This is a genomic window from Amycolatopsis sp. NPDC039088 (assembly GCF_055598845.1).
The window spans coordinates 174,291-199,760 of the sequence record NZ_JBVKAE010000014.1 but is presented as its reverse complement, the minus strand read 5'-3'; the positions used below and the strand labels follow the sequence as shown (position 1 = coordinate 199,760).

Here is a 25,470-nt window from a genome sequence, read left to right as displayed (position 1 = left end):
CGTCACGCTTATCCTCGTGGAGTGTTCGTCATAGCGCTGGTCCCGATCGTGCTGGGTGTCCTCGTCGGCTGGGGTGGTTTCCTCGGTCTGCGTGAGAAGCTGCCGCGTGACCGCGGCGCCGGCGTGCGTACCGCCGCCACGATGCGCAGCGAGGACGCCTTCCGCCTCGGCAACAAGGTCGCCGGGCTCCCGACGCTGGCCGGTGGCGTGATCGCCGTGCTCGCGGGTGCCGCCGCGCTGGTCATGCCGACGACGTTCGGGCTTCTGCTGGGCTCGGTCGTCGGCGTGATCGGGATGATCGCGCTGGTCGCCGCCGGGGGAGTGCTCGGCAACCGCGCGGCCGCGACCGTCCCGGCGCCCGAACCCGCCGCACCGGAAGCGCCCGCGGGCTGCAGTGGCTGCGCCTGCGGGACCTGCGGCGTCTTCAAGAAGGCCGACACGGCCACGGCTTAATTCCGCTGCAGGTCTCCCGGGTGGGTGGCCAGCAACGCCAGCGGGATGCCCTGACGACGCAGCACCTGACCCCACAGATCGTGGTGCGGCGAGGCGAGGACGTCACTGGGCAGCGCGGGCACGATCACCCAGTCGTCGCGTTCGATCTCGCTCGCGAGCTGCCCGGAGTCCCAGCCCGCGTACCCGGCGAAGACCCGCACGCCGCGGACCTTCGGGACCAGGATCTCGGGATCGGTGTCGAGATCGACCAAAGCGACCGGACCGCGGACGGCGATCACGCCGGGCACGCTGGACGCCGTCTCGCCGGTCCGCAGCGCGGCCAGGCACAGGGCGGTCTTCTTCTCCACCGGCCCGCCGACGAACACCGACTGCGGCTCGGCGACGTGTCCACCCCAGTTGGGCAGCACGTCGTACACCGGAACGTCACTCGGCCGGTTGAGCACGACGCCGAGCGTTCCCTCGTCCCGGTGATCTATGACGAACACGACGGTCCGCCGGAAATTGGGATCGAACATCGTGGGGGCGGCGACCAGGAGCGTTCCCGGTTCGACCTCGGCGTCCGCTGGCACATCCGCCATGATCCCACTTCGAGTGGAGACAAATCGTCCGGCCAGGGAACAACAGCATCACGAGCATCGTTGGACACACCAGGTCGGTGCGCTTTCCGTGTCCCCCGGGCTCACTGAAGAACCGCCTTTGTGGAATACCGTCCGGCTGGAGCCACACTGCGCATAGCCGCCGAGAGGCGACCTTTGAGCGCACCGACCTCCTTCTTCACGCACCAAAACGTCAGATGCGGCGATACGGCTCCTCCGTTGGCATTAGGGTGACGCCTACCGACACCGGGTGACGTATGCCCGGGATCAAGTACTTCCGGGGGCCCAAGTGACGACGGCAGGCGACGACAGCGCGCGCCTCGAAGCGCGCAATGCCGCCATGAAGGATCAGGTCGACACGCTGCTCGAACAGTTCGAGCGCCAGACGGCCCAGCTCCGGGACGCGCAGGAAGCCGCTTCGCAGATGTCCGCGACGGTGGTCTCGCAGGACGGTCTCGTCCGCGCCACCATCGACGCGACCGGCACACTCGCCAAACTCGAGATCCAGCCGAACGCCTTCGAACGCACCAACCCGGCGCAGCTGGCCAACACCGTGCTGACCCTGGTGCGCCAGGGATCGCTGCAGGTCAAACAGCAGGTCGCCGATCTGATGGCCCCGGTCACCGAAGGGCTGCCGGATCTCTCGGACCTCATCGAAGGCGCGCCGTCGCTGCAGGGACTGATGCCGGCGATCCCCGACTTCCTCGCCGAGGAAGAGGAGCCGTCCGCACCGGCCAAGTCCGACGACGACTTCGAGGATCCGCTGCTGCGCAAGGACGACGCCCCGCCGCCGGCCGCCCCGCCCGCGCCGCCGACGCCGAAACCGATTCCGAAGCGCGTGCGTCCAACGCGGGACGATGACGAGGACGAGCCGCCTTCGAGCTGGCTGACCAGGGGAGTCTGATGCCGAACGGTGGGGGCGGTGGCGGATTCACCGCGGATCCGGACGCGGTCAAAACGGCCGCGGCCAAACTGGGGCTCGCCGCAGATCAGCTGGACGACGTCGGCAAGGAACTGATGGCCGCGATCAACTCGCTCGGCCAATGCTGGGGGAACGACGACGCCGGCAAGGAGTTCGCGAAGGACTACGAGCCGGGCGCGAAGGGTTCGTCCGAAGGGTTCGCGAACATCGTCGAAGCGCTGCGAGGCATGCAGCACAACGTCGAACGGTCGATGACGGCGTTCACGAACGCCGAAGAAGAGATCAAGTCGACGCTGGACAAGAAGGCATAGCGCCATGGGTATGGAGATGCCCGACGCGGTCAAGTGGCTCTTGCCGATCGTCGTCGGGGAAAGCTGGCCCGAAGGCGACGAGGACAAGCTCCGCGAACTGCGCGACGCCTGGCACAACGCGTCGAGGGCCGTCCAGCCGATCGCCGACACCGCGACCAAGGGCGCCACCGAGGTCCTCGGCGGCTGGACCGGCGAGGGCGCGGAGAAGTTCGCCGAGGCGTGGAAGAAGTTCATCGAAGGCGACGAGGCGTACTTCAAGTCGCTGGCCGATTCTTCGAAGGCACTCGGCGACTCGTGCAACGCGACCGCGCTGGACGTCGAGTACACGAAGTACATGATCATCATCTCGCTGGTGATCCTGGCCGCGCAGATCGTCGCGATGCTCGCGGCCGCGGCGGTGACCTTCGGCGGCTCGACGGCCGGGATCGCGCCGGCGCAGATCGCCACCCGCATGACCGTCCAGATGATCTTCCGGCAGCTGATGCAGAAGCTCGCGCAGGAAGGCTTCAAGAAGGTCGCGAAGGAACTCCTCGAGAAACTTCTCAAGGAGGGCCTGAAGAAGATCGGCAAAGAGGTCCTGCAGAACACGGCGATGAACCTCGCCATGGACGCGGGCATCCAGGGCCTGCAGATGGCCAAGGGCGACCGCGACAGCTGGGATTTCAGCAAGACCAAGGATTCCGCGATCAGCGGCGCGGTCGACGGCGTCGTCGGCGCGGGCAGCAGCAGCATCGGCAAGGGCGCCACCAAGGGACTTTCGGACAGCGTCGGCGGCCAGATCGTCGACAGTGCGGCGCGAGGTGCCGTGCGGGGCGCGGCCGAAGGGGTCGCGAGCACCGTCGGACAGGCGGCCGTCACCGGTGACCTGGACAAGCTTTCCGCCAAGGACCTCCTGATGGGCGCTTCCGGCGGGGCCGTCGGTGGCGGTGTCGACGGGGCGAAGAGCCAGATCGGCGACATCCGTACCGCGAACACGCCGGGTGCCTCGGCGGCGGGCGACGGGCCGACGACGCCGGATGTCGATTCGGGGGATTCCGGGACGCCTTCGCGTACTCCGGACACCTCGTCGAGCCGCGATTCGTCCTCTAATGGCGATTCTTCGGAACGCAATTCGTCCCCTGATGGCGAAAGCTCGTCGCGGAGTACGTCCGAGTCGCCTCAGCAGACTTCGCAGCGCGTCGGGGACGGTGACCGGGTCACGCAGTCGTCGACGCAGGCTCCGGAACGATCGGCGGACGCCCCGGCGAACACCGGCGAGCGCGCCGGTTCGCCCGCACAGCCCCAGCATGCTCCGGCGGCGGCCGACAACGGCGCCGGTTCCGGGCAGCAGCAGGCCGCGTCGGCCAATCAGCAGCAGGCACCCGCGGCAGCGCAAGGACCGGCACAGACACCAGCGCAGACCCCGGCGGCGAGTTCGGCTCAGGGACCGGCTTCGAGCCCGGCCGCGAGTGCCGCACATTCCGGCGGGACGCCGTCGAGCGCTTCGTCCGGCACACCAACTTCGACCGGTAGCCCGGCTTCGACCGGATCACCGGCATCGTCCGGTGCCCCGGCTTCGTCAGGGGCGCCCGCCTCGACCGGAGCGCATTCTTCGTCGGGAGCGCCCGCTTCGTCCGCCGGCCCCGCTCCGGCGGCGTCGGCCGGCTCAGGAGGCTCGTCCTCCGGCGGGTACGGCATGGCGCCGAACTCGGGTTCGAGCACGCCCGGCTCGACGGGCGGGTACGGCATGGCGCCCGGCGGCACTCCGCCGGGCAATGGCCCCGCACCCGGCGGTTTCTCGCCGGGTGGCCACGATCCGGCCCGGCCGAACCGGCCGCACGACGGCGTCCAGGCCGCCGGCTTCACCGGCGCTGGCGGCCCGCAGCAGCCGCGATTCGACCAGCCGCCCGGCCAGACGCCGTTCCAGGGCCAGCCGCCGATGCAGCCGCCGCCCGGCGGTGGTTTCGCCCCTCCGCCGCCTCCTCCCGGTGGTGGCCATGGCCCCATGCCCTCTCGCGGACAGCAGGGGCCGATGGGTCCGCGTCCCACCGGACCGCAGCCGCCGCCTCCGCACCCTGGTGGACATCCGCAGGATCGTCGTCAGGACCGGGGACCGCAGGAACGACCGCAGCAGCGTCCTCAGCAACCACCGCCGCCCCCGGGCCCGCAGGGTCTTCACGGCCAGCAGCCGCCTCGGCCGCACCAGCCGCCGCAGGGTTATCAGGGCAGGCCGGGACCGGCTCCCGGTCCGCACGGTGGTGTCCCGCCGCGTCCGCAGACGCCTCCGCCGGGGCAGCATCCCGGCAACCGCGGTCCCGCCGGCTACCCGCCGCCTCCGCCGCGGCCCCCGCATCCGGGCAACGGCCCGGTTCCTGGCAACCGTGGCCCCGTGCCGCCGCCCCCGCCCGGACAGCACCCCGGCCAACGCCCCGGCCAGCAGCCTGGACCGCACCCCGGTCAGCGTCCGGTGCCGCCGGGCGGCGAACCGCCGCGGTTCGGTGGCCAGCAGCCGCAACGTCCGCCGCAGGTCCCGGCACCGCGCCCGGGTCACGACGGAAACGCGGGCCCGCAGGACCGCACGCAGCAACAGCAACGCCCGCAGCAGCCGCCGCCGCAGCGGCAGCCCGAACCCGTCCGGCCGGTGGAGCGCGCGCCCGAACAGGCCGCACCGCAGGAGCGCGCGCCCCAGCACGAGGAAGCACCCGCGTACCGCGGCAACCTCGAGGACGGCGCCGAGCTGCCGAAGGACAGGGACGCGGAAGCCCCGGCCGAGACCGAGACGCCCACTGACGTCACGCCCGAGGACAAGACCAACGACGACAGCGGTTCCTCGATCGACGAGCCGTACCTGACGGATCCGGACTTCCACACGGACGATCCCGCGGCCTATCGCGCGCTCGCCGAAACGCAGATCGACAAGCGTGGTTTCGACGCCGAGACCGGGGAAGCGCGGAGCGAACAGGTCCGCCGCGAAGCCCTCGACAAGCGCAAAGCGCACGAAGACCCGCGCGTCAAGCAGATGTCGGATCAGGGCGCGTACGCGGTGCACAGCTACACGCGCACCGACATGGCCGAGAGGATCACTCACGCCCAGCGGCACGGTGGGCCTGAGCTGGACGCGCTCCGCCCGCATATCGAGGCGATCACCTCCGGCCTCAACGAGATGCCGGTCTACGAGGGCGTCGTCTCGCGGCGGGTGAACTTCCACGGCAACGAAAGCGCCATGCAGGGCTTCCTGGAGGCGCACGCCAAGGGTCAGGTCATCTGCGACCCGCAGATGCTGAGCACGTCCCGGGTGACCCCCGACCATCCGCGCAGCATCTTCCCCGGCGAAGTCGAGATGCGCATCCAGTCGAAGACCGGACGCCACATCGAGGATCTCGCCTCCAAGAAGGAAGAGCGCGAAGTCCTGATGAAGTCGGCGACGCAGCTGCGCGTCACCGAAATCAAGAAGGGTCCCGGGCATCCCGAGCACCCCGACTACAAGGCGCGGCTGGACGACGGCTCGGTCAACGACCTGCCGAAGTGGATCGTCGAATGCGAAGAGGTCCTCCCCGGTGAAGAGGGCCACCTGACGCCGGAGCAGGTTCAGGAGAAGGTCGCGGAGCGGCGCGAGTACAACAACGCCGAGCAGGAGCGGCTGGCCAAGGAAGAGGCCGACCGCGATGCGCAGCTGCGCCGCGATCACCCCGAGCTGTTCAACAACCAGGGTTTCGCGGGACTCGAAACCAAGATCGCCGATGGCAAGGGCGGCTGGATCGACGCTTCCGAGGCTCCGGAGCACAACGTCCCCAAGCCGAGGGAGCACGTTCCCGACGGCGGCTGGTCGGAGCTGGCGAAGCCGCTCGACGAGGGCGGGACGCCGGTCATCCACGCCGGCTCGACCGACACCCCGCACCAGCAGGTCCGCCTGCTCATGGACGAGCTTCCGGCGGTCGGCGAGGTCAACACCCGCAACTACTACGCGCCCGAATCGTGGAAGGACGGCTACCAGACCAACTCGGCCGAGGCGCTGGTCGCGTTCGAGAACCGGATGAACGGTGGCGACGCCGTCGCCGGGCCGTCGACCGGTGGCTCGCCGCTGCAGCATGTCAGCGACCAGCTCGGTGGGCGGTGGTCTGATCAGCACGGATTCGCCGACATCGCCCGTGACCTGGGTGAACGTCCGGTCGGCGCGCGGACGGCGGTGGCGTTCGAGCACCACGCCCCCGGCGACCCGAACGCGCCGGAAGGCTCGCCGCGGTCCAAGGACCGGGTCGAGACGCGGATCGTCGCCGCGGTCAACACCCCGCACGGCGTGGTCTTCGCCGATCCGATGACCGGGCGGCTCGCGACGCTGCCCGACAATCCGACGTCGATCAAGGCGATGCCGATGGGCGGCGGCGACGCTCCGCACGCTCGCACGCCGGAAGCACCGACGCAGTCCCCAGCGCCCGAGACCGCGAAGGCGCCGGAGGAGACGCACACCGAAAAGACCGACAAGACCGACGAAAGCGCTCAGGAGCAGGCGAAATCGACTGCCGAACGGCTTGGCGGCGGCGACGAACCGCCGTCGTCGCCGGACCGGCCCGACGACCAGCAGGCGCCGAAGACCGAGTCCGACATCGCCGATCGGCTCAAGGGCACCGAAGAGACACCCGCGCGACTCGACGAGAGCTACCTCGACGACAAGAACTTCCGGGGCTCGCCGGAGGACCACAAGAGCCTCCGTGACCGCTACGACAATGCCGATCTCGCCGAGCAGGCCAGGGAAAAGGCACTCAAGCGGCTCGAAGCCAGCCCGCTGAAGGACCGCATCTCACCCGAGGCCGCGGAAGCGATCTACTCGTACTCGCGCGAACACGCCTACGCGATCAACGAAGCGAACCGCCTGGGTGAGTCGCACCCCGGCTTCGAGAACGCGCAGCGCAGCACCCGGGCGATCGTCGGCGCGCTGAACGAGCTGCCGGACTTCCGCGGCGAGTCCATCCGCGGCGTCGACACCAAGGGCGACATGCGCGCCGCCGGGATCATCGCCGCGCATTACGAGGTCGGCCAGACCGTCCCCGAACCGACGATGACCAGCTCCACCATCAAGACGTCGTCGGACACGAAGTCGAAGTTCGGCGAAGACGTCGAGATCCACATCATCTCGAAGACGGGCAAGGACGTTTCGTCCCTCGCCGAGAACCCTGGCGAGAACGAAGCGATCAACAAGCCGAAGACCCAGCTCTACATCCACAGCAAGGAGTTCAAGACTCCGCCGGGGGTCGACCGGCCGAAGTGGGTCATCCACGCCGAAGAGGTCGTCCACCCCGACCCTCGCGCCCTCACCGGCGACAAAGCCACGAAGGCGTTGGAGGAGCGGCGGGCCCGGCACGCCGCGGAGGCGCCCGAACTGGCGCGCCTCGCGCAGGAACGGTCGATGGCGCGCCTCGGCGGTTTCGACGAGCCTCAGACCCCGCCCATCACCACCGAAAACCCGGCCGAGCACAAGGTAGCGGACGCCGACAAGGGCCCGGAGTACGGCGAACAGCCCGCTCCGGACCACTCCGCCACCGACGACACGATGGAGTTGCCGGTCCCCGAGCGGGACTACTCCTCGATGGCGGTCGCGACGAACCCGCCGAGCGAACCCGCGATCCACGCCGGTTCGGCGAGCCCCGCGCAGCAGGCCGCCTACCTTGCCGACCGGCATCCGCGGCTCGGCGAAGTCAACCCGCATTTCCACGATCAGGATGCGCTGGCGAACGGCTTCCGGTCCAACTGCACCCGCACGCCGGGCGCGTACTGGGACCAGCTGCACGGCATCGATTCGACCGCCGATCCGCTGCTCGTGCACGAGATGGACAGCCGGGGCACGCTGGAGCACGTCGAAGAACGCTTCGGCGGCCAGTTCTCCGACAGGGCCGACTACGACACCGTCATCCGCGAGATGCGGGGCATGCCGACCGATCACCACGCCGTCGTCGCGGTGAAGTACCTCGACGAGAACGGCGTCGAGCGCGGCCACGTCGCCATGGTGGCGAACACGCGGGACGGTGTCGCGTTCATCGACCCGCAGTCGGGTGCGCTGATGAACCTGCCGCATCCGCCGCTGAGCATGAAGCTGATGCACGTCGGCGTCCCGGAAACCCCGGCCGCGCACACGGGGCAGCACGCCGATGGGCACACGACGCAGACCGAAACCGCGTCGACCAGGCCTGTCGACCCGCGTATCGCGTTCGCCAGGGAAGACACGCCCGAGGTGCAACCGTCGCGGATCGGTCCGGACGGCCGTCCGATCGTGACGCCGCATGACGCCGGCTACGGCATGGCGCACGATCCCGAGGTCGCGGCCGCGGTGGACGGACTCGACCCGGACAAGAAGCGGGCCGTTCACGAGGACGAGAACGGGGTCAAGCACGACGTCGGTCCGATGCGGGACTTCATCCGTGAGCACCTGCCCGCGCATCCGGAACTCGTCCGGCTGATGGAGCATCCGGACAACGCGTACCTGCGGGCTTCGCTGCTGAACAACCCGATGACCATCGGCAGCCTGCTGCTGCACCCGGAAGCCATCCCGATCCTCGAAGAAGCCTTGCGCGACGTCGAGGAACGCGGCTACGAGATGATCGACGAGGTCCGCCAAGAGGGCCCCGGCGAAACTCCGCTGACGCAGGATCAGCGCGACCTCGCGAACGCGGCGGCGGACATCGCCGCCGACGTGGACCCCGGCGATCAGTACCACGCCGGCTTCGATCGCGCGGACAAGGGCGATCCCGCGAAGATCCAGGAATTCCTGGACGCCGAACGGGAAGCGTGGCCGCGGAACCAGGGCGACCTCAACGCGATCGCCGACCGGATCGCGGCGGAGAACAACGGCGAGTCGTCGGGCCGCCCCGGTCCGAAGGACGACGACCGCGCGAAGGCGAAGATCGAGGGCTACGACGGAGACGCGTCGAAACTGACCGACCTGGTGGGCGTGAAGATCCAGTTCGACACGCTGGCCGACGTCTACAACGCGCTGAACGCGGTAATGGACAATCCGGACCTCCGGATCGTCAGCTTCGACGACCGGTTCGCGAATCCGCAGGACAGCGGGTACCGCGATCTGCAGATGAACGTCCGGCTGCCGAACGGGCACGTCGCCGAACTGCGGCTGCACCTGAAGCACATCGACACCGTGTCGGCCTACGAGCACGCCTTGTACGAGGTCCGCCGCGACTTCCCGACGTACAACCGGACACTGGACGAGAACAACAAGAAGAGGTTGTCCCCGGAACAGGCCCTGCTGGAGGCCGCCTTGATGGACCGGGTCCGGGAGAAGTTCATGGCCGGTCTCCGCAAGGGCCTGCCTCCTGAGGAGAACACGTGATCCAGACGCCGTCCTTCTACACGTACTTCGGAAAGACCTACCGCGTCGAGTCGACCGCCGACGGGGGCCTGACCGGTTTCCTCCTCAACCTGAGCACCGGCGAGTTCGACGAAAAGCCGGAGCACGTGCGTGAGGTCATGTGGGCGATGGCGAGTTCGGACATCAGCAAGGTGTCCGAAGAGAAGTTCGTCCAGGAGACCGAGCGCGCCCGTGCGTACGAACTCAAGGGCGGCGGACCGATCTTCGCGCTCTACGAGACCATCGACGGCCTGTACGCGCAGGCCAAGCGCGAAAACCGGCGTGTGGAACCGCAGGAATCGGCGCTGATCCAGTCGCTGCGCGAGCGCACCTTCAAGATGTGGGAGGACGAGCTGGCCCGCCGCGCCGCCGGGGAGCCGCCGTCGTTCCGGGCGGAACCACGTTTCCCGAACCGGGCGCGATGATTCACGTGGAACAACTCAGCGCCGGACAACAACGCGAGCTGCTGGTCGAGATCGGCAAGCTCATCCGGGCGGGGGTCACCGACGCCGCGCACATCGCCGTCGCCGATTTCCGGCAAGCCGGGGAGCACACCGAACTCGAGGGTCACAACGTCGTGCCCGCGCCCGAGCTGACTGAACTCTTCGGCAAGCTGCGCACGGGGATGTACGGCACGGGACGGGGGACCTGGCTCCAGTCGCGGTTCACGCTCAAACCCGAGGGAACCTTCGACTTCGACTTCACCCTCGACGACGAACCGGCCTGGACCGAAGCGCCGTCGACTTCGGCGTACCCGGACGAGCTGGCCGCCTTCCCCCGCGACGACGAGCACATCCCGGACTGGTGGCGGCTGCGCGCGCAGTTGCCGTTGCGGGTCGAATTCCGGCACGCCCGGATCGTCGACGCCTACACCGAGGGCAAGCCACCGGTGGTCGACAGACCGGAGCTCGACGAATCCGAAGCACCACTGATCGCGCAGTACCTCGAACGCGAACCGGCGATCCTGTCGGGAAGTGGCTTCGGCAAGGACATCTTCGAGCCCGAAGCCGACGGGGACGTCCCGGAGAGCTACCACACCGACGGCACCTGGATCTGGCACGCGTCCGTGCCGCATTACCTGCGGAAGTACGGGATCCCGCCGGAGCCGGACCTGGTCGAGCACATCCGGGGCCAGCGCTTCCAGCCGCCGTACGTCGAGCACCTCGTCCGGCGGACCGCCGAAGCGGATCTGCTGGGCAAGGCGCGACCGAAACCGGGCCGCTCCGACGTCAAGAAGACCGAGGGCGACATCGCCGCGGAGCTGGAGACGTCGCCGAATCCGGCCCTGACCGATGAAGAGCTCCTGGTCGTGCTGGTCAGCAGGCTCGGCGAGCACGCCGTCTGGCCGGAGGCGTACCGCATCGGGGACCGCGCGGACGGCGCCTGGTGCCTCAACTTCACCGAAAAGGGCTGGGAGGTCGCCGCCTATTCGAATGGCACCCCGGCCTCACCGAAGTACTTCGACAAACTCGAAGACGCGGCTCACCAGCTCCTCGGCGCCGTCCTCCTGCATCCGGCGCGGATGACCGCCGGCCACGAAACGCCGCTCGAGACCGCCAAGGAACTGGCCGACTGGCCGGTGCAGGCGGCACCGGGTGAGCCTCCCCTCACACTGCTCCGCAACAAGCGCGTCAGCCGGATGGTCGCCGGTACGGTCGTACTGCGGTTCGGCGAGGAAACCGGCAATCTGGTGCACCACGGAGGGGTACGGTTCGCCACGACGTCCCTGCCGCTGGAGCGGGAACGTGTCGGTGGGACCTACCGGCTGCGCCGCCCGCTCCACGTGATCACCGGTGTCACCGTCCCTTGGGCCAACATGCCCGGTGGGGCGGTGGCCTACGTGCTCCCGAAGACCATCGCCGAGCACGTGTCCGACGGTAGCCTGGAGAGGATCGAGTAGGTGGAATCGGCGGAAGCGGTAGCCAAGGTCGAAGAGTGGCTGCGCGCGGTCCACGGTCCGGACGTGTCCGCACCTGGCGGCGCCGGCCTGCGCGTGAACCACGAAAAGGTCCTGCGCATCCCCGAGGGCTGGTCGGTCCCCTACAACACGATCGCCTTCCTCGACGAGGGTCACGCCGAGAAGGAGATCTTCCCGCCGCCGTCGGTGATCGTCCGCGAACCGGACGGCGAACTGCGCCAGGCGCATCCGCAGCCGGGCGGGCTCAGCGTCCCGGTCGCGTTTCCCGGACAGGAGTCGTGGCGCGAGGTCGTCGACCCCGAATACGCCAAAGCCGGGCTCGGTGACCTCGGGGTCCCGCCCGCGGTCGTCGCGGGCTGGGTCCAGGTCAACGCGGACGGCGTGCAGACCGGGCAGGAGCGGGAGAACCCCGAGTACAAGGCCGGTCCCATCCGCCGCGGCTACCCGAAGCCGGAGAACAGGCTCGAAACGCTGCTGTCGTTCGCCAGTGTCGGCTGGCTGACCAGGGAACAGCTGCTCATCGGCCTGCTGCGCTGCGAGGTCTACGTCCCGGTGGACCTGGCCTCTGGCAAGACCGAGCGGTTCTATTTCAACGAAGACCGCGCCGAGCTGCGGGTGTTCAGCTCGACCAGGAATCTCCCGTCCCGTGAACACGGGTACTGGAAGGTCGACATCGCCACGCTGGCCGGTTACGAGAGCCCGCCGAACCTCGTGATCAACGGCGGCCCCGCGACGTTCGAGGACGTCAGCGGCGCCGAGCTCGCCGAGACCGCGGCGAAGTTCCCGCGCCGGGACGCCCACGTCGACGTCAACGAACGTTGCCCGGAAGCGGATCCGCAGCTGGAGGCCCTGTCGGCCGAAACCGCCGCGAAGATGGGCCTGACCGAACCGGTGAAACCGCCGCTGGCCGCGGCCGAACGGGCTCGCCGTCGCGGGTTCGAACTGACCGCCGAGGAATGCCAGAAGACCGTCCTCGGCCAGTCGTGGATGGCGCGGCTCAAGCTGCCCGAACCGCCGCGCAGCCGTCCGAACGATCTGCGGGCGAACGGGCTGGCACCGGGCTACGACAACGAAGGGCAGATCCAGCCGCGCCTGGACACCTTCGGCAAATACTTCGAGCGAGACCGCTCCAGCTCTCGTTATGGCTGGCAGCGCGTCACGGGCGCGTACGTGGGCTTCGCGCTCGGCGAGGCACTCGGCGCCGCGGTCGACCGGATGCGGCTCGACGAGATCCACAACGCCTACGGCCCCGACGGGGTCACCGACCTGCCGGTCGCGTTCGATCTGCCCGGCCGGATCGGGCCGCTCACCCAGCGGCTGCTGTTCTACACCGAGGCCGTGATCCGTAGCCCGCATCGCGAGCAGCCGGAGAACCGCGACGCGGAACGGGCGCTCGGGACGGTCGCGCGCAACTCGCTGATGCGCTGGCTGCACACCCAGGGCGCGCCGCTCGACAACGCCGACGGCTGGCTGGTGAAGGTGCCGGAACTCCGCGTCCGCCGCACCCCCGACGACGCCGAACTGAACGCCTACCACGCGTTGGCCACCATTTCGCCGACGGCGATGCCGCTGAGCGGGCCGGAAGCGCTGGTCGCGGCCCTGCCGGCGGCGATGACCGCGGCGGGCCCCGGCACGTCGATGAGCGGCGGCGTCCGCCAAGCGGTGCGTGACCTCGTTTCAGTCACCCACCCGGGGGAGATCGACGTCGAGGCGGCGACCTATCTGACCTGGCTGTTCGAACCCGCGCTGACCTCGGAGGCGTTCAGCTACCCGGTCTGGAACACCTCCCGCGAGATCTTCAACGACCAGAACCCGCACCAGCGCGGACCGGTCTGGGCGGATCTCAAGGCGATGGTCGCGGAATCGGTGCCGTTCTTCGGCAAGCACGGCCTGCCCGATCTGCGCGTCCCGGAACTGATCGGCGACGGCAAGGGCACGCTTTCGGTGCTGGGCCGCGCGTTCGCGGCGCTGTCCGGCTTCGAGAACTACCCGGAACAGGCACTGCTGAGGGCGGTCAACCACTCGGGCCGCAGCGCGGTCACCGGCGCGATCGCCGGTGCGCTGCTCGGCGCCCGCACCGGCATTCCCGGCCTGCCGCAGAAGTGGGTCGAACAGCTGGAACTGCGCTATCTGGTGGAGAACATCGCCACGGACGCGTTCTGGCATTTCGACCGCCATTCGGCGCTGCACGAGGTCGACGGCTGGGCCCAGCGGTATCCGCGCTGGTGAACGAAATGGGGACGATGAACGAAGAGGAAGCCGTCAGCCGCGTCGAAGAGTGGCTGGCGGGTCAAGGCGCGGAGGGGACCGGCGCGCTGCGGGTCCGCCGCGAGTACGTCGTGCGCGCGACCGACGGCTGGAACGTCACATACAACACCGTCGGCTGGCTCGACGGGACCGACCCGGCCGCCGGCCTGTTCCCGAGCCCGGTCGCCTTCGTCCCGGACGACGGCGGTGAAATCCGGCTCGACCTGGAGCTGATGGCGGTTTCGGCGGCGGGCGGTGACGGAGACGCCGACGCGTTCACCCGCTGGGTCGAGATCGTCGATCCCGAGTTCGACCCCTCGGTGGCCCCTGGCTTGCCCGTCCCGAAGGCAGCGATCGTGCGTTGGGAGCAGCACACGCTGTACGGCGAACCGACCGGCACGGTCCGCGCGAACCCCGAGCACCGGCCGGGGCCGCGGTTCGCCGGACGTCCGAAGCCGGAAAGTGCGGTCGAGACGCTCCTCGGCTACCTCCGCGTCGAGTGGATCACGCCGGAGGAATTCGTCCACTGGATGCTCGATCTCGAGGTGCTTGCCCCGGCGAAGGACGGCCACCTGCAGGTCCGCGACTTCGGCGACGCCGGAGCGCGCTTCGTCGTCTACACCTCCGAAGCGCAGATCCCGTCCGAGTACACGATGTGGCAGCGAGTCCAGCCTCGCGTGCTGCTGCGGCGGGCCAAGGACATCCCCGGGGTCGGCCTGCTGGTCAACCCGGGACGGCCGGAGACCTTCAACGTCTACCCGGAAACCCTGCGGCAGGTCGCCGACCTCGAACTCCCGGCCGGAACCGAACGTCCCGAGTCCGTCGGACGTCCCGCTTACTTCGACGAGGACTACGCGGAGGCGTTCAAAGCCCTTCGCGAGGAGTACGGCCAGGCTCTCGGCGAGGCCACCTCGAATCTGCGGAATCTCACTGACCAGGCCCGCGACAACGGTCTTCCGCTCAGCACTGACGAGCTCGTCCGCTACGCCCGCGCTGCGACGCTGGCTTACCAGCGGTCCCGGGCGAAGTACGACGGCCGTCCGCTGCCGGAACTGCCCGAAGATCTGTTCGCCAACGGGCTGGTGACGCACTACTACGACGACGGCCAACCGCGTCCGAGTGCCTGGACATTCGGGAAGTTCTACAACCCGACGATCCCCGTGGGCAGCTTCGCGTACCCGCGGCTTGTCGGCGCATACGTCGGCTTCGCGCTCGGCGACGCGCTCGGGTCGGGCGCGGATCCGGCCGAGGGCCTGCCGCTCGGCGGGCTCACCCGGCAGCTGCTGTTCCACACCGAGTCGGTGATCCGCGGCCTGGACGCGACTCCGGACAAGGCCGAGATCCCGGCGTCGCTGCCCGCGGGCGGACGTCCGGAAGGCTGGGTCGCGAAGGCCACCGCGTCCGCCGGACCGGCACCCGCCGAGTTCTCGGCCATGCTGGCAACCGCGCTGGCCGCGACGGTGACCGGCGGTGTCCCAGGCCCGGCCGACGATTCCTTCTACGCGATGAAGGTGGTCCGTGAGCTGGTCGGTTCCGCGGCCGGGCACGAGGTCGTCCACGGCGCCGAACTGCTGGTGAACCTGTTCCGCGCCCAGCTCGCGGCCCGCGACGGCGAGCCCGCGGTGGCGAACTTCCTCGAAGGTTTCGACGAGTACAGCGGCGAGGTCGGCGACCTGGTCAAGACCGTGCTCGACCTCAGGAACGACATCGACGGAGACGACGTCGAGCAGTTCGACAGCATCGGGGACGGCCGGACGCCGCTTTCGGTGCTGGGCAGGGCGTTGTTCGCCGCCGCGAAACGGGGACACGACCCCGAGGCGGCGCTCACGCTGGCCGCGCGCGGCGGCGCGGTGACCGGTGCGCTGACCGGCGCGCTGGTGGGTGCCAGGCTCACCGTGCCCGGGCTGCCGCAGACGTGGCTCGCCGCGTATTCCGACCTCGGCGTCGTCGACAACATGGCGGGCGACGCCTATTACTACTTCAACCGTTTCGGCCTGCCCCGCGAACCCGAGGAGCGACGTCGCTGGGACGCGAAACGGTACCCGCGAGGAGAACAGTAGAGCTATGCGCGAGTGGCTTCAGGATCCGGCGACCAGGTCGCGGCTGCGTGGCAGCCTGTTCGCCGGAGCGCTCGGCGACGCGCTCGGCGCGAAGACCGAGTTCGACTCGATCGACCGCATCCGGGAAATCGCCGGACCCGCCGGGATCACCGGCCTCATCCCCGCGTACGGCGGGCTCGGGCGGATCACCGACGACACCCAGATGACGCTGTTCACCCTGGAAGGCCTGATCAGGGCCCATGCGGGTGCGCGGCGGGAGCAAGGGACCTTTACTACCGCTGCTATCGCCGTGCCGGTCGAGCAGTCCCTCCAGCAGGCGTATCAGCGCTGGCTGCACACCCAGGGCGTCTCGTGGGAGCGGGCGCGCGGCCCGCACGACACGAGCGCCGAACCGGACGGCTGGCTGATCACGAACCGCGAGCTCTTCAGCCGTCGCGCCCCCGGCCTGACCTGTTTCAGCGAGCTGGAGGCGTACGGCAAGACGGGCGTGCGCGCCGGCATGGACAAGCCGGTGAACAACTCGAAGGGCTGCGGCGGGATCATGCGCGCGGCACCGGTCGCGCTGTGGTCGGACGACCTCGCCGAGGTCTTCCGGCTCGGCGCCGAGAGCGCGGCGCTGACGCACGGTCACCCGAGCGGGTACCTCTCGTCGGGTGCGTTCGCGGTGATCGTGCACGAACTGCTGCGCGGGAAACCGCTGCTCGACGCCGTCGCGACCGCACGGGTCGAACTGGAGAAGTACCAGGGACACGAGGAGCAGAGCGTCGCGCTGGACCAAGCGCTCGCCCTGGCCGGGGAAGGGGCCCCGACACCGGAGAAGCTCGAGACGCTCGGACAGGGGAACATCGGCGAGACCGCGCTCTCGATGTCGGTCTACGTCGCACTGAGCACCACGGATCCGAACGCCGCGCTGCTCGCGTCGGTGAACCACAGCGGTGACAGCGACTCGACGGGCTCGATCTGCGGGAATCTCGTCGGCGCGATGTACGGGGAGGAAGAACTCGAGACGGACTGGCTCGTGAAGCTGGAACTGAGCGAGGTGATCGGACAGCTGGCGGACGACGCGCTCGCGGAGTTCGGCGGAAACGCCCCGGGTGACGACCGGTGGTACGCCCGCTACCCGGCCTACTAGATTTACCTCCGGTTTGGGGAACTTGGGGAGGGGACGACACGTGCGTTACCGGGTTCAAGCGGCGGAGCGGCCGGATGGCCTGTACGCCGTATGGGGGGAAACCGTTTTCGCGGCCCAGCGGTCGACCGAAGACGGCACGCTGCTGCTCATCGCGCCGCCGGGGGAAGCGGCGCCAGAGGGGTTCGACCGCGAGTGGGACGGACGTGCCGCCCGGGTGGTGCTGAACGGCGAGGTCGGCGCGACCTTCAGCCTGCAGACCTACGGCCGGTTCGACGACGAGCACTTCCAGATCGCGCCGCAGACCGGCGGCGGCGAGCTGACCTTGCGCTGGGCGGGCGAGGACGCGGCCCGCGCGGCCGAACTGGGGCTGACGGACTTCTCGACCACGGCCGCGCCGTCACGGCTGACGGCGTTGTGGCAGACCAGGCACGATTTCGTCGAGGTGCCGGACGCCCGGCCGGTGAACGGCACGGGTGACCAGCCCGCGCTGCTGCGCGCCATCGGCCGGACACTGCTCGGCGTGCTGCCGCCGGGCTGGCAACGGGTCGGCGCCCAGTTCCGGCAGGTCGGCGACTACGCCGAACTCGAGGTCCGCTCGGTCGGCGACGAGGGCAACGGCCCGGTGTCGGTGTCGATCCCGGCTCCGCCGCGGCTCGGCACGCTGTTCACGCGGCTGCGCGCGGCGATGCACAACCCCGAGACCGGCACCTGGTTCCAGGGCACCTTCACGCTGGACTCGGAATCGCATTTCGACTTCGACTTCGACTCCGAACAGGAACCGACCTGGCGGATCCCGCCGAACGAGGGCGGGAAGCCGTCTCCGCGCGCGTACGCGGCCGAGCTGGCGATCTTCCCTCGCGACAAGAAGCACATCCCGGCCTGGCTCTCGGCCAAGGCGGGTCTGCCGCTGGACATCGGGTTCCGGCACGCGAAGGCCGTCGACGCGCACAACGAGGGCGAACGCCCGGTCGTCAACCGGCCGCCGGTACCGCCGGACCAGATGCGCGGCGTGCTCGACTACCTCTTCCGTTCACCGGTGGCGCTGACCCGGCCAGGTCCGCAGCCCGACATCTTCACCCCGAACGGCCCGCCGGACGTGCCGAACGCCTTCCACACCGACGGCGTCTGGATCTGGCCCGCGGCCGTCCCGCACTACCTCCGGAAGTACGGCGTGCCGCCGGAGCCGGAGCTGGTCGAGCACATCCGGGCCGCCGGGTTCCGGCCGCCGCTGGTCGGCGAGCTGGTGCGGGCGACCGCCGAAGCGGAGATCGTCGGCAAGCCGCGGCCGCCGCAGACCGACGCGGATCTGCCGGACGAGAGTGTCCGCACCCGCGTCGAGCGTGACGGCGAGCCGGTCCGCGACATCCGGGCCGGTGAGGTCCTGGACGTGCTGTACCAGCGGCTCGCCGAGCACGGGGTGGCACCGACGGCTTACCGGATCGGCGCGAACGCCGTACCGGAGCCGGGGGTCTGGACGCTGCGCCGCGCCGAGAACGGCTGGGAGGTGTCGCGTCCGCCGACGGACGAGCCGGTGGCGTTCGCCAAACTCGAAGAAGCGACGCGGTTCTTCCTCGGCACCCTGCTGCTGTATCCGGCACGGGCCTCGGTCGGCTCGAACGAGGAAGCCGACAACCCGGCCGACTGGCCGATCCTGCCGCTGCGGGGCGAGCCGCCGCTGAACTTCTTCCGCCGCAAGCGGATCATCGTGCTGCCCGCGGGCAGCACCGTGCAGCGGTTCGGGAACGAGACCGGCAACCTCGTGCACGCCGAATCGGCGCGATTCGTCGAGACGTCGCTGGCCGGGGACCGCGAACGGGATCGCCGCCTGTACCGCGTCCAGCGTCCGCTGCGCGTGGTCACCGGGATCACCGCGCCGTGGAACGGGACGCCGGGCGGGGCCGTGGCCTACGTGCTGCCCCGGCCGATCGCCCAGCACCTCGAAACCGGCGCCCTCAGCCGCATTTAGAGGACTAAATGCGGTCCTTCAGGACGCGGTGATGAGGACCGCGGGGGACCACCAGTAGTCGGCCAGCGGTTCGATCCGGATACCGGTGAAGCCCGCTTCCTTGAGCTGCGAGGCCCAATCGGTGGCAGGCTGCTCCCAGTTCGTCCGGTCGGCCCCGGGTTTCACCAGGCCCAGCAGGATCGGCAGCAGGAACCCCTGCGCCACCAGCGACGCGTTCTTGCCGTACTCCGAGATCCCGCGTTCGTAGCGGGTCACCAGGGAAAGCAGGTATTCGGCGGAGTCTTCGTTGTACTCGGGGACGTCGAACTCGGCGAGCACCAGGGAGCCGGTACGAGGCCGGAGTGCCCGCAGGACCTCGGTCCGCTCACCGGTCGGGATCGACTGGAGCGCGAACGTCGACTGCGTCAGCTGCCACTTCCGGTCGTCGTCGCGGGCGAGGAATTCCTGCGCGGTGGCGTCCCAGGTGTGCAGGCCATGGGTGCCGCCGAGCTGCTCGCGCGTTTCCGCGAGCAGCGCGCCCGACGGCTCGACCAGATCGATCCGGCCCGGCTGCCGGTTGGCCTGTTCGAGCGCGGGGACGACGGCGAGCCCGTCACCGCAGCCGAGGTCCAGCAGGGAACCGACGCCGTCATATCGCCTGGCGAGCCTCGTGCTGAGCGTGCGATAGAGCTGGACGTTCCCGCCCCCGCGGATGAAGGCGGTGAAGGCGGCGGGCTGGTCGTAGACCGGGCCGCCACCGCCTTCGCTCAGGTACCGGTGCAGTTCGTTGCCGAGCGTGGACCCGGCACGCCCGGCGAGGTCCGCTGCCGTGGCCCGGTCACCGTCGCGATACGCGGTGAGCGCCTTGACCAGGACATCCGTTTTCTTCATGTTCTCCTGTTTACCGTCAGAACGGCACCCAAAGGGTGACTCTGGTGCCATTGCCCGGAGCCGATTCCACCCTGGCCGTCCCGCCGACCTCGTGCAGCCGGGCGGTGATGGACTCACTGATCCCGAAACCGGCCGGCCGCGAGTCGAGGCTGAACCCCGCACCGTGGTCACGGGTGATCACCGCGACCCCGCCTTCCTGCTCCTCGACGCGCACGACGACCTTGTCCGTCCCGGCGTGTTTGAGCGTGTTGCGCAGGGACTCGCGGACGGCGTCGCGGATGGCGATCTGCCGGACCTCCGAGAGGGTGTCGTCGTCTAGTTCGGCGATCACGAGCTGCGCGCGCAGACCGTCCCGCGCCATCTCCGCCGCCAGCGACGCGAGTTTCTCGCCCAACGGCCGCGATCCTGCCTCCGAACGCTCCGAAGCCTCGCTCTCGATCGTCCGCCGCAGTTCCATCGACTGCGCCCGCGCCAGCCGCTGGACCTCGGCGAGCCGCTCGGCGGGATCGCCCTTGTCGGCCAGCGCGATCACTTCGAGCGTCTGCAGCACGGAGTCGTGCAGCACCCGGTGCTGACGCGCGCGTTCGGCGAGCCGGCCGTTGCGGATGCCGTAGGCGAGGGCGAGCCGGGTGCCGAGCCCGATCAGGACGAGCGCGCCGGTCGCGGTGAAGAGCACGCCGAGGATCGGCGGGAAGGTGGCCAGCGCGTCGGACGGCGCGCCGTGGCCGGTGCCGAACAACGACGCGAGCATCCGGACCGGGAAGCTGACGACGACCAGCGCCGCGGCGGCCGGCATGCCCAGTGCCAATGCCAGCAGCGCGACCTCGCCGAGCAGATGTTTGCCGGGCACCGCCATCGCCTCGGTGAACACCGAACCCGGCACGAGCGCGCCGACGGCCAGCGGCGCGAGCAGCGTGAACGCGAGGTCGATGGCCAGCAGCCTCGCCGCGTACTGCGGCTGGAACGGCGCCGACCGCAGCATCCACCGGATCCCGTAGGCGCTCAGCGCGACCGACCCCAGCGTCACCAGCCCGACCGGGCCGATACCCGTCATCCCGTGCGTGGAGACGTAGACCGCGAACGCGCCGGGCACCGCGAAGAGCCGGTAGACCAGCGGCACGAGTGCGACATAGCGGGCGGCTCGGAGCAGGAGATTGTCGCGATAGGCCGTGTCGACGGGGCCGGACATCCGCTGGATCCGCCGGAGCGCCCGCATCGGCGTCGGATCACCGACCTCGTCGGACAGCTCGCTCGTCGCCGTGGCCAGCGCGGGCGCGCCGCGTCGCAGCAACGTCACCAGGAAACTGGTCGGCCGCTTCGCCATGGAATTTCCCCCTGCCCGGAGCACCGGCAGGAGTATCTCCGGTTACACCGGATGGATCCAGAGACCAACGGGGTTCATCTCAGCCGATGCCGTTCTCGGCGGCCCACTTCCGCAACTCGGCCACGGCGTCGTCGTGCTCCAGCGGACCGCGGTCGAGCCGCAGTTCCTTCAGGTGCTTCCACGCCTTGCCGACGTCCGGCCCCGGCTTGAGGCCGAGGATCCGCATGATCTCTTCGCCGTTGAGGTCCGGCCGGACCCGGTCGAGGTCCTCCTGCGCCTGGATCGCTTCGATCCGCCGCTCGAGGTCGTCGTAGGTCGCCTGCAGCGCCGCCGCCTTCTTCCGGTTGCGCGTGGTGCAGTCGGCGCGCACCAGTTTGTGCAGCCGGGGCAGCAGGTCGCCGGCGTCGGTGACGTAGCGCCGCACCGCCGAATCCGTCCACTCGCCCTTGCCGTACCCGTGGAACCGCAGGTGCAGGAACACGAGCTGGCTGACGTCCTGGACGATCTCCTTCGAGAACTTCAGGGCACGCAAACGCTTGCGGGCCATTTTCGCGCCGACGACCTCGTGGTGGTGGAAGCTCACGCCACCGCCGGGCTGGAACTCGCGCGTCGCCGGCTTGCCGATGTCGTGCAGGAGCGCCGCGAGCCGGAGGATCAGATCCGGTTCCGACGTCGGTTCGTGTGACTTCTCCAGATCGATCGCCTGCTCGAGCACGGTCAGCGAGTGCTGGTAGACGTCCTTGTGCTGGTGGTGCTCGTCGATCGCCAGCCGCATGCCGGACACCTCGGGCACCACGCGGTCGGCGAGGCCGGTCTCGACCAGCAACTCGATCCCTGGCCGGGGATCGCCGGCGAGCAGCAGCTTCGACAGCTCGGCCTGGACACGCTCGGCGGTGATCCGGTCGATCTCGTCGGCCATCGACGTCATCGCGTCGATCACCCGCGGCGCCGCGGTGAACCCGAGCTGCGCGGAGAAACGCGCGGCACGCAGCATGCGCAGCGGGTCGTCGGCGAAGGACTCCTGCGGGGTCGCGGGCGTGTCGAGCACCCTGTCCTGCAGCGCCTGCAGCCCGTTGTGCGGGTCGACGAAGGTCTGGTTCGCCAGGTCGATCGCCATCGCGTTGACCGTGAAGTCACGGCGGAGCAGGTCGCCCTCGATGCTGTCGCCGAAGGTGACCTCGGGGTTGCGGCCGACGCGGTCGTAGCTGTCGGCGCGGAACGTCGTGATCTCCAGGGTCATGCCCTGTTTGGTCACGCCGACCGTGCCGAACGCGATACCGACGTCCCACACCGCGTCACCCCAGGCGCTGACGATCTTCAGTACCTGGTCCGGCCGCGCGTCGGTGGTGAAGTCGAGATCGCTCGACAGCCTGTCGAGCATCATGTCGCGGACGCTTCCGCCGACCAGGTACAGGCTGTAACCGGCCTTGGCGAAGAGCTTCGCGAGCTCATCCGCCAACGGGGAGATCCGCATCAGCTCCGCCACGGCGTTCTGCATCGCAGTGCTCTTCCCCGCAACCGCCTGCCCGGCGACCACCTTGTTCACGACAATCCCACCACGATTTGGATGTACTTACTACGACCCGGCCCAACACGGGCACGGTGAGCCAGCGTACCCGTACCGCCGTTTGCTCTAGCATCGCAGCATGTCTGGATCAGCCGGCCGCTCCGGCGCTTCGAAGCCGGGCCGCCGGCGGAGGCGCAGGCGGGGCAGGCGGCTGACCACGGTCGACGAAACCTCGGCCGGTGGACTCGTCGTCGACGCCGAACGGGCCAACGCCGCGCTGATCGGGCGGCTCGACAGGCACGGCAGACTGCTGTGGTCGCTGCCGAAGGGCCATATCGAGGACGGGGAGACGGTGGAGCAGACCGCGGTGCGGGAGGTGAAGGAGGAGACCGGCATCTCCGCGCAGGTCCTCCAGCCGCTCGGCACCATCGACTACTGGTTCGTGGCCGAGCGACGGCGGGTGCACAAGACGGTGCACCATTTCATCCTGGAATCCACCGGCGGCGAACTTTCGGACGAGGATGTCGAGGTGACCGAGGTCGCCTGGGTACCGCTCGCCGAGCTGGAGACCAAGCTCGCCTACTCCGACGAGCGCAAGCTGGTCCGGAAGGCCAAAGAACTCTTCGCGCAGCAACGCACGAACCGCCGAGGGAGCACCTGAGTGAAGCGGCTCGCCGCCACTGTCCTGTCGATCCTGTTCCTGGCTCTGCCCGCGTTGTTCGGCGCGGTCGCGCAGGCCCAGGAACAGCCCCGGCTGCGCGTGGACCTCGACCAGCTCAACCCCCGTGTGGTCACCACGACCTCGACGTCGCTCACCATCACCGGCCGCGTCACCAACATCGGCGACCGGCGGATCAGCAAACTCGGCGTGCGGCTGCAGCTGGGCACCCGGCTCCAGACCGAGCAGCAGATCAGCGACGTGCTCGGCGGCGGCAAGTTCAAGGACCTCTCGGCCACGGACTTCGTCGACCTCGCGCCGGACTCCTTGGAGCCGGGGCAGAGCGCCGGGCTGAACCTGGCCGTCCCGCTCGGACAGTCCTCGAAGCTGCAGTTCCCGCGGCCCGGGGTGTATCCGCTGCTGGTCAACGTCAACGGCACCCCGGATTTCGGCGGTCCGGAACGGCTCGCGGCGGTCAGCCTGCTGATGCCGGTGCTCGGCGTCCCCGGCAAGGCGCCCGCGTCGCGTCCGCCGTCCGCGCCGTCCACCAGCCTGCTGTGGCCGATCGCGAACAGCACCGTGCACGTCGTCTCGTCCCCGCTCGGCGGTCCGCTGACCCTGTCCGACGAGCGGCTGGCAGGCGAGCTGGGTACCGGCGGACGACTGGACTCGCTGGTCGCGGCGGCGCGCGCGGCCGAGGCCGACACGAAGGTCTCGTCGTCGTTGTGCCTGGCCATCGACCCCGATCTCGTCGCGACCGTGGACGGGATGACCCGCGGCTACCAGGTGGCCACCGGGAGCGGGCCTGTTCCCGGCAAGGGCGTCGAAACCGCGAAGAACTGGCTCGGCCAGCTGAAGGCACTGGTCGCGGGCCGATGCGTGGTCACCCTCCCGTTCGCCGACGCCGACCTCACCGCGCTGACGAAGGTCCGCGCCGGGGACGCCACCGACACCGCGCTGCTGGCCAGTGCGATCGGCGGCGCGGCGACGATCAAGAACCTGCTCGGGATCCAGCCGCAGGACGGCGTGCTCTGGCCCGGCGGCGCCCTCGACTCGCAGACCGTCGAGGCGCTCGGCAAGGCAGGCGTGAAGACCGTGCTGACCGACTCGGGCAAGCTCCAGTCCGATTCCCCGGTTTCGAGCGCGGTCTCGATCGAAGGAACGGACCTGCGCGCGCAGCCGATCGACGCGCTGATCGCCTCCGCACTGGACGGATCGGTGTCCACCCAGAACGGGCTCGGCGCGATCGCGTTCCGGGCCGGGCTCGGCGGGCAGACCGCGGGGCAGGAGCGTTCGCGCCTGCTGATCGCACCGCCGCGGCACTGGGACGAGACCGGCCCCGAGCTCACCACGTTCCTGGAGCGGATGGGCGACTTCTACGCCGCCGGTCTCGCCAAGTCGACGCCACTGCCCGATCTGCTCGGCGAGAGCCCTTCCGGGACCGCGACGGTCAATTACGACCCGCAGGACCTCACGGCCGCGACCAGCGGTGACGTCACCGCGAAGATGTCCCAGCTCGACAACGAGACGCTGGGCCTGTCGTCGGCGATGACGATGGATGCGACCAAACGGGTGAATCCGGCCGACGTGATCGCCCCGGTCCGGCTCGCCCTCATCCGAGCCGCGTCGCTGTCGTGGAACGGCGCGGACGCCGGGATCGTCACCGGGAACGCCCGCGGGGATCTCGAGGCGATCCGCAGCCAGGTGACCGTGGAGCGGCCGAAGCAGACGATCGCGCTGGCCTCCGGCGCGTCGCCGCTGCCGGCGTACATCACCAACGGCCTGCCGGTCGGCGTCAACGTCCGCACCGTGCTGAAGAACAACGTGGGCCTGCGCCCGACCGAAGCGGTCCCGGAGCGGACCGTCCCGGCCTACGGCGCCGTCAACCAGCTGATCCCGGTCGAGGCGCTGCGAGCGGGCCGGTTCAGCGTCGACGTCACCCTGACCACGCCCGACGGGACCAAGCTCGGCTCCGACGCGCGGTTCGAGCTGACCTCGACGGAGTACGGCGCGATCACCATCATCATCACGCTGACCGCGGCGGGCGCGCTGCTGCTGCTCTCGTCCCGTCGGATCTACCGCAGGATCAAGGACTCGCGGGCCGATCGGGCGAACGACACCGCCCCACGTGTGACCGAGGACGCACAGGTTTAAGTGTTTCAGGCCGTTGCCG

General features: G+C 69.7%; 16 protein-coding genes. 12 read left to right on the top strand and 4 right to left on the bottom strand.

The window, feature by feature from the left end:
• Positions 1 to 21: 21 nt before the first annotated feature.
• The gene (locus ACZ7KI_RS20130; RefSeq protein ID WP_470274613.1) at positions 22 to 453 is read left to right on the top strand and encodes an SdpI family protein; all 432 of its coding nucleotides are present in this window, start codon (positions 22 to 24) and stop codon (positions 451 to 453) included.
• Here ACZ7KI_RS20130 and ACZ7KI_RS20125 read toward each other — a convergent pair.
• Positions 450 to 1,031, bottom strand: coding sequence for a YqgE/AlgH family protein (locus ACZ7KI_RS20125; RefSeq protein ID WP_470274612.1), 582 nt, complete (start codon positions 1,029 to 1,031; stop codon positions 450 to 452). The two genes, ACZ7KI_RS20130 and ACZ7KI_RS20125, sit on opposite strands and share 4 nt — an antisense overlap.
• Positions 1,032 to 1,338: 307 nt before the next feature.
• Between ACZ7KI_RS20125 and ACZ7KI_RS20120 the strand changes: the two genes are divergently transcribed.
• From ACZ7KI_RS20120 to ACZ7KI_RS20080, 9 genes are read left to right on the top strand one after another with little or no spacing between them, the layout of a single operon-like run.
• Positions 1,339 to 1,953: a YbaB/EbfC family nucleoid-associated protein gene (locus ACZ7KI_RS20120; RefSeq protein WP_470274611.1), complete on the top strand. Its 615-nt coding sequence runs from the start codon at positions 1,339 to 1,341 to the stop codon at positions 1,951 to 1,953.
• Entirely contained in the window at positions 1,953 to 2,282 is a 330-nt protein-coding gene (locus ACZ7KI_RS20115; RefSeq protein ID WP_465500219.1) for a WXG100 family type VII secretion target, read from the top strand. The genes ACZ7KI_RS20120 and ACZ7KI_RS20115 overlap by 1 nt, the downstream gene beginning before the upstream one ends.
• Positions 2,283 to 2,292: 10 nt before the next feature.
• On the top strand, positions 2,293 to 9,597 hold the full coding sequence (locus ACZ7KI_RS20110; protein WP_470274646.1) for a WXG100-like domain-containing protein: 7,305 nt from the start codon (positions 2,293 to 2,295) through the stop codon (positions 9,595 to 9,597).
• Entirely contained in the window at positions 9,594 to 10,040 is a 447-nt protein-coding gene (locus ACZ7KI_RS20105; RefSeq protein ID WP_470274610.1) for a hypothetical protein, read from the top strand. The genes ACZ7KI_RS20110 and ACZ7KI_RS20105 overlap by 4 nt, the downstream gene beginning before the upstream one ends.
• Before the next feature lie 5 nt (positions 10,041 to 10,045).
• Positions 10,046 to 11,515 (top strand): TNT domain-containing protein, encoded by a 1,470-nt coding sequence (locus ACZ7KI_RS20100; RefSeq protein ID WP_470274609.1) that lies wholly within the window; start codon positions 10,046 to 10,048, stop codon positions 11,513 to 11,515.
• Positions 11,516 to 13,762 carry an ADP-ribosylglycohydrolase family protein gene (locus tag ACZ7KI_RS20095; protein WP_470274608.1) on the top strand — a complete coding sequence of 749 codons (2,247 nt, stop codon included), beginning with the start codon at positions 11,516 to 11,518 and terminating at the stop codon, positions 13,760 to 13,762.
• 5 nt (positions 13,763 to 13,767) lie between these two features.
• Entirely contained in the window at positions 13,768 to 15,840 is a 2,073-nt protein-coding gene (locus tag ACZ7KI_RS20090) for a YrhB domain-containing protein (RefSeq protein ID WP_470274607.1), read from the top strand.
• Positions 15,841 to 15,844: 4 nt separating this feature from the next.
• A complete protein-coding gene (locus ACZ7KI_RS20085) occupies positions 15,845 to 16,972 on the top strand; it encodes an ADP-ribosylglycohydrolase family protein (RefSeq protein WP_470274606.1) in 1,128 nt (375 codons plus the stop codon).
• Between the two features lie 40 nt (positions 16,973 to 17,012).
• Positions 17,013 to 18,938, top strand: coding sequence for a TNT domain-containing protein (locus tag ACZ7KI_RS20080; protein ID WP_470274605.1), 1,926 nt, complete (start codon positions 17,013 to 17,015; stop codon positions 18,936 to 18,938).
• An 18-nt stretch (positions 18,939 to 18,956) separates the two neighbouring features.
• Here the strand turns inward: ACZ7KI_RS20080 and ACZ7KI_RS20075 are convergent, their stop codons facing one another.
• The 3 genes from ACZ7KI_RS20075 to ACZ7KI_RS20065 form a co-directional block, all read right to left on the bottom strand.
• A complete protein-coding gene (locus ACZ7KI_RS20075) occupies positions 18,957 to 19,808 on the bottom strand; it encodes a class I SAM-dependent methyltransferase (protein ID WP_470274604.1) in 852 nt (283 codons plus the stop codon).
• A 16-nt stretch (positions 19,809 to 19,824) separates the two neighbouring features.
• Positions 19,825 to 21,132: a sensor histidine kinase gene (locus ACZ7KI_RS20070; protein WP_470274603.1), complete on the bottom strand. Its 1,308-nt coding sequence runs from the start codon at positions 21,130 to 21,132 to the stop codon at positions 19,825 to 19,827.
• Between the two features lie 79 nt (positions 21,133 to 21,211).
• A complete protein-coding gene (locus ACZ7KI_RS20065; RefSeq protein WP_470274645.1) occupies positions 21,212 to 22,630 on the bottom strand; it encodes a CCA tRNA nucleotidyltransferase in 1,419 nt (472 codons plus the stop codon).
• A gap of 148 nt (positions 22,631 to 22,778) precedes the next feature.
• Between ACZ7KI_RS20065 and ACZ7KI_RS20060 the strand changes: the two genes are divergently transcribed.
• Together ACZ7KI_RS20060 and ACZ7KI_RS20055 are read left to right on the top strand one after the other, a co-directional pair.
• Positions 22,779 to 23,300: an NUDIX hydrolase gene (locus ACZ7KI_RS20060; protein WP_470274602.1), complete on the top strand. Its 522-nt coding sequence runs from the start codon at positions 22,779 to 22,781 to the stop codon at positions 23,298 to 23,300.
• Positions 23,301 to 25,451, top strand: coding sequence for a DUF6049 family protein (locus ACZ7KI_RS20055; protein WP_470274601.1), 2,151 nt, complete (start codon positions 23,301 to 23,303; stop codon positions 25,449 to 25,451). It abuts the gene before it with no gap.
• Positions 25,452 to 25,470: the final 19 nt, after the last annotated feature.

Bases quoted from the DNA above. Each gene is read 5' to 3' on its own strand.
- ACZ7KI_RS20075 (WP_470274604.1), bottom strand. From the start codon at position 19,808: ATGAAGAAAACGGATGTCCTGGTCAAGGCGCTCACCGCGTATCGCGAC.
- ACZ7KI_RS20110 (WP_470274646.1), top strand. From the start codon at position 2,293: ATGGAGATGCCCGACGCGGTCAAGTGGCTCTTGCCGATCGTCGTCGGG.
- ACZ7KI_RS20070 (WP_470274603.1), bottom strand. From the start codon at position 21,132: ATGGCGAAGCGGCCGACCAGTTTCCTGGTGACGTTGCTGCGACGCGGC.
- ACZ7KI_RS20115 (WP_465500219.1), top strand. From the start codon at position 1,953: ATGCCGAACGGTGGGGGCGGTGGCGGATTCACCGCGGATCCGGACGCG.
- ACZ7KI_RS20085 (WP_470274606.1), top strand. From the start codon at position 15,845: ATGCGCGAGTGGCTTCAGGATCCGGCGACCAGGTCGCGGCTGCGTGGC.
- ACZ7KI_RS20060 (WP_470274602.1), top strand. From the start codon at position 22,779: ATGTCTGGATCAGCCGGCCGCTCCGGCGCTTCGAAGCCGGGCCGCCGG.
- ACZ7KI_RS20065 (WP_470274645.1), bottom strand. From the start codon at position 22,630: ATGCAGAACGCCGTGGCGGAGCTGATGCGGATCTCCCCGTTGGCGGAT.
- ACZ7KI_RS20090 (WP_470274607.1), top strand. From the start codon at position 13,768: ATGGGGACGATGAACGAAGAGGAAGCCGTCAGCCGCGTCGAAGAGTGG.
- ACZ7KI_RS20125 (WP_470274612.1), bottom strand. From the start codon at position 1,031: ATGGCGGATGTGCCAGCGGACGCCGAGGTCGAACCGGGAACGCTCCTG.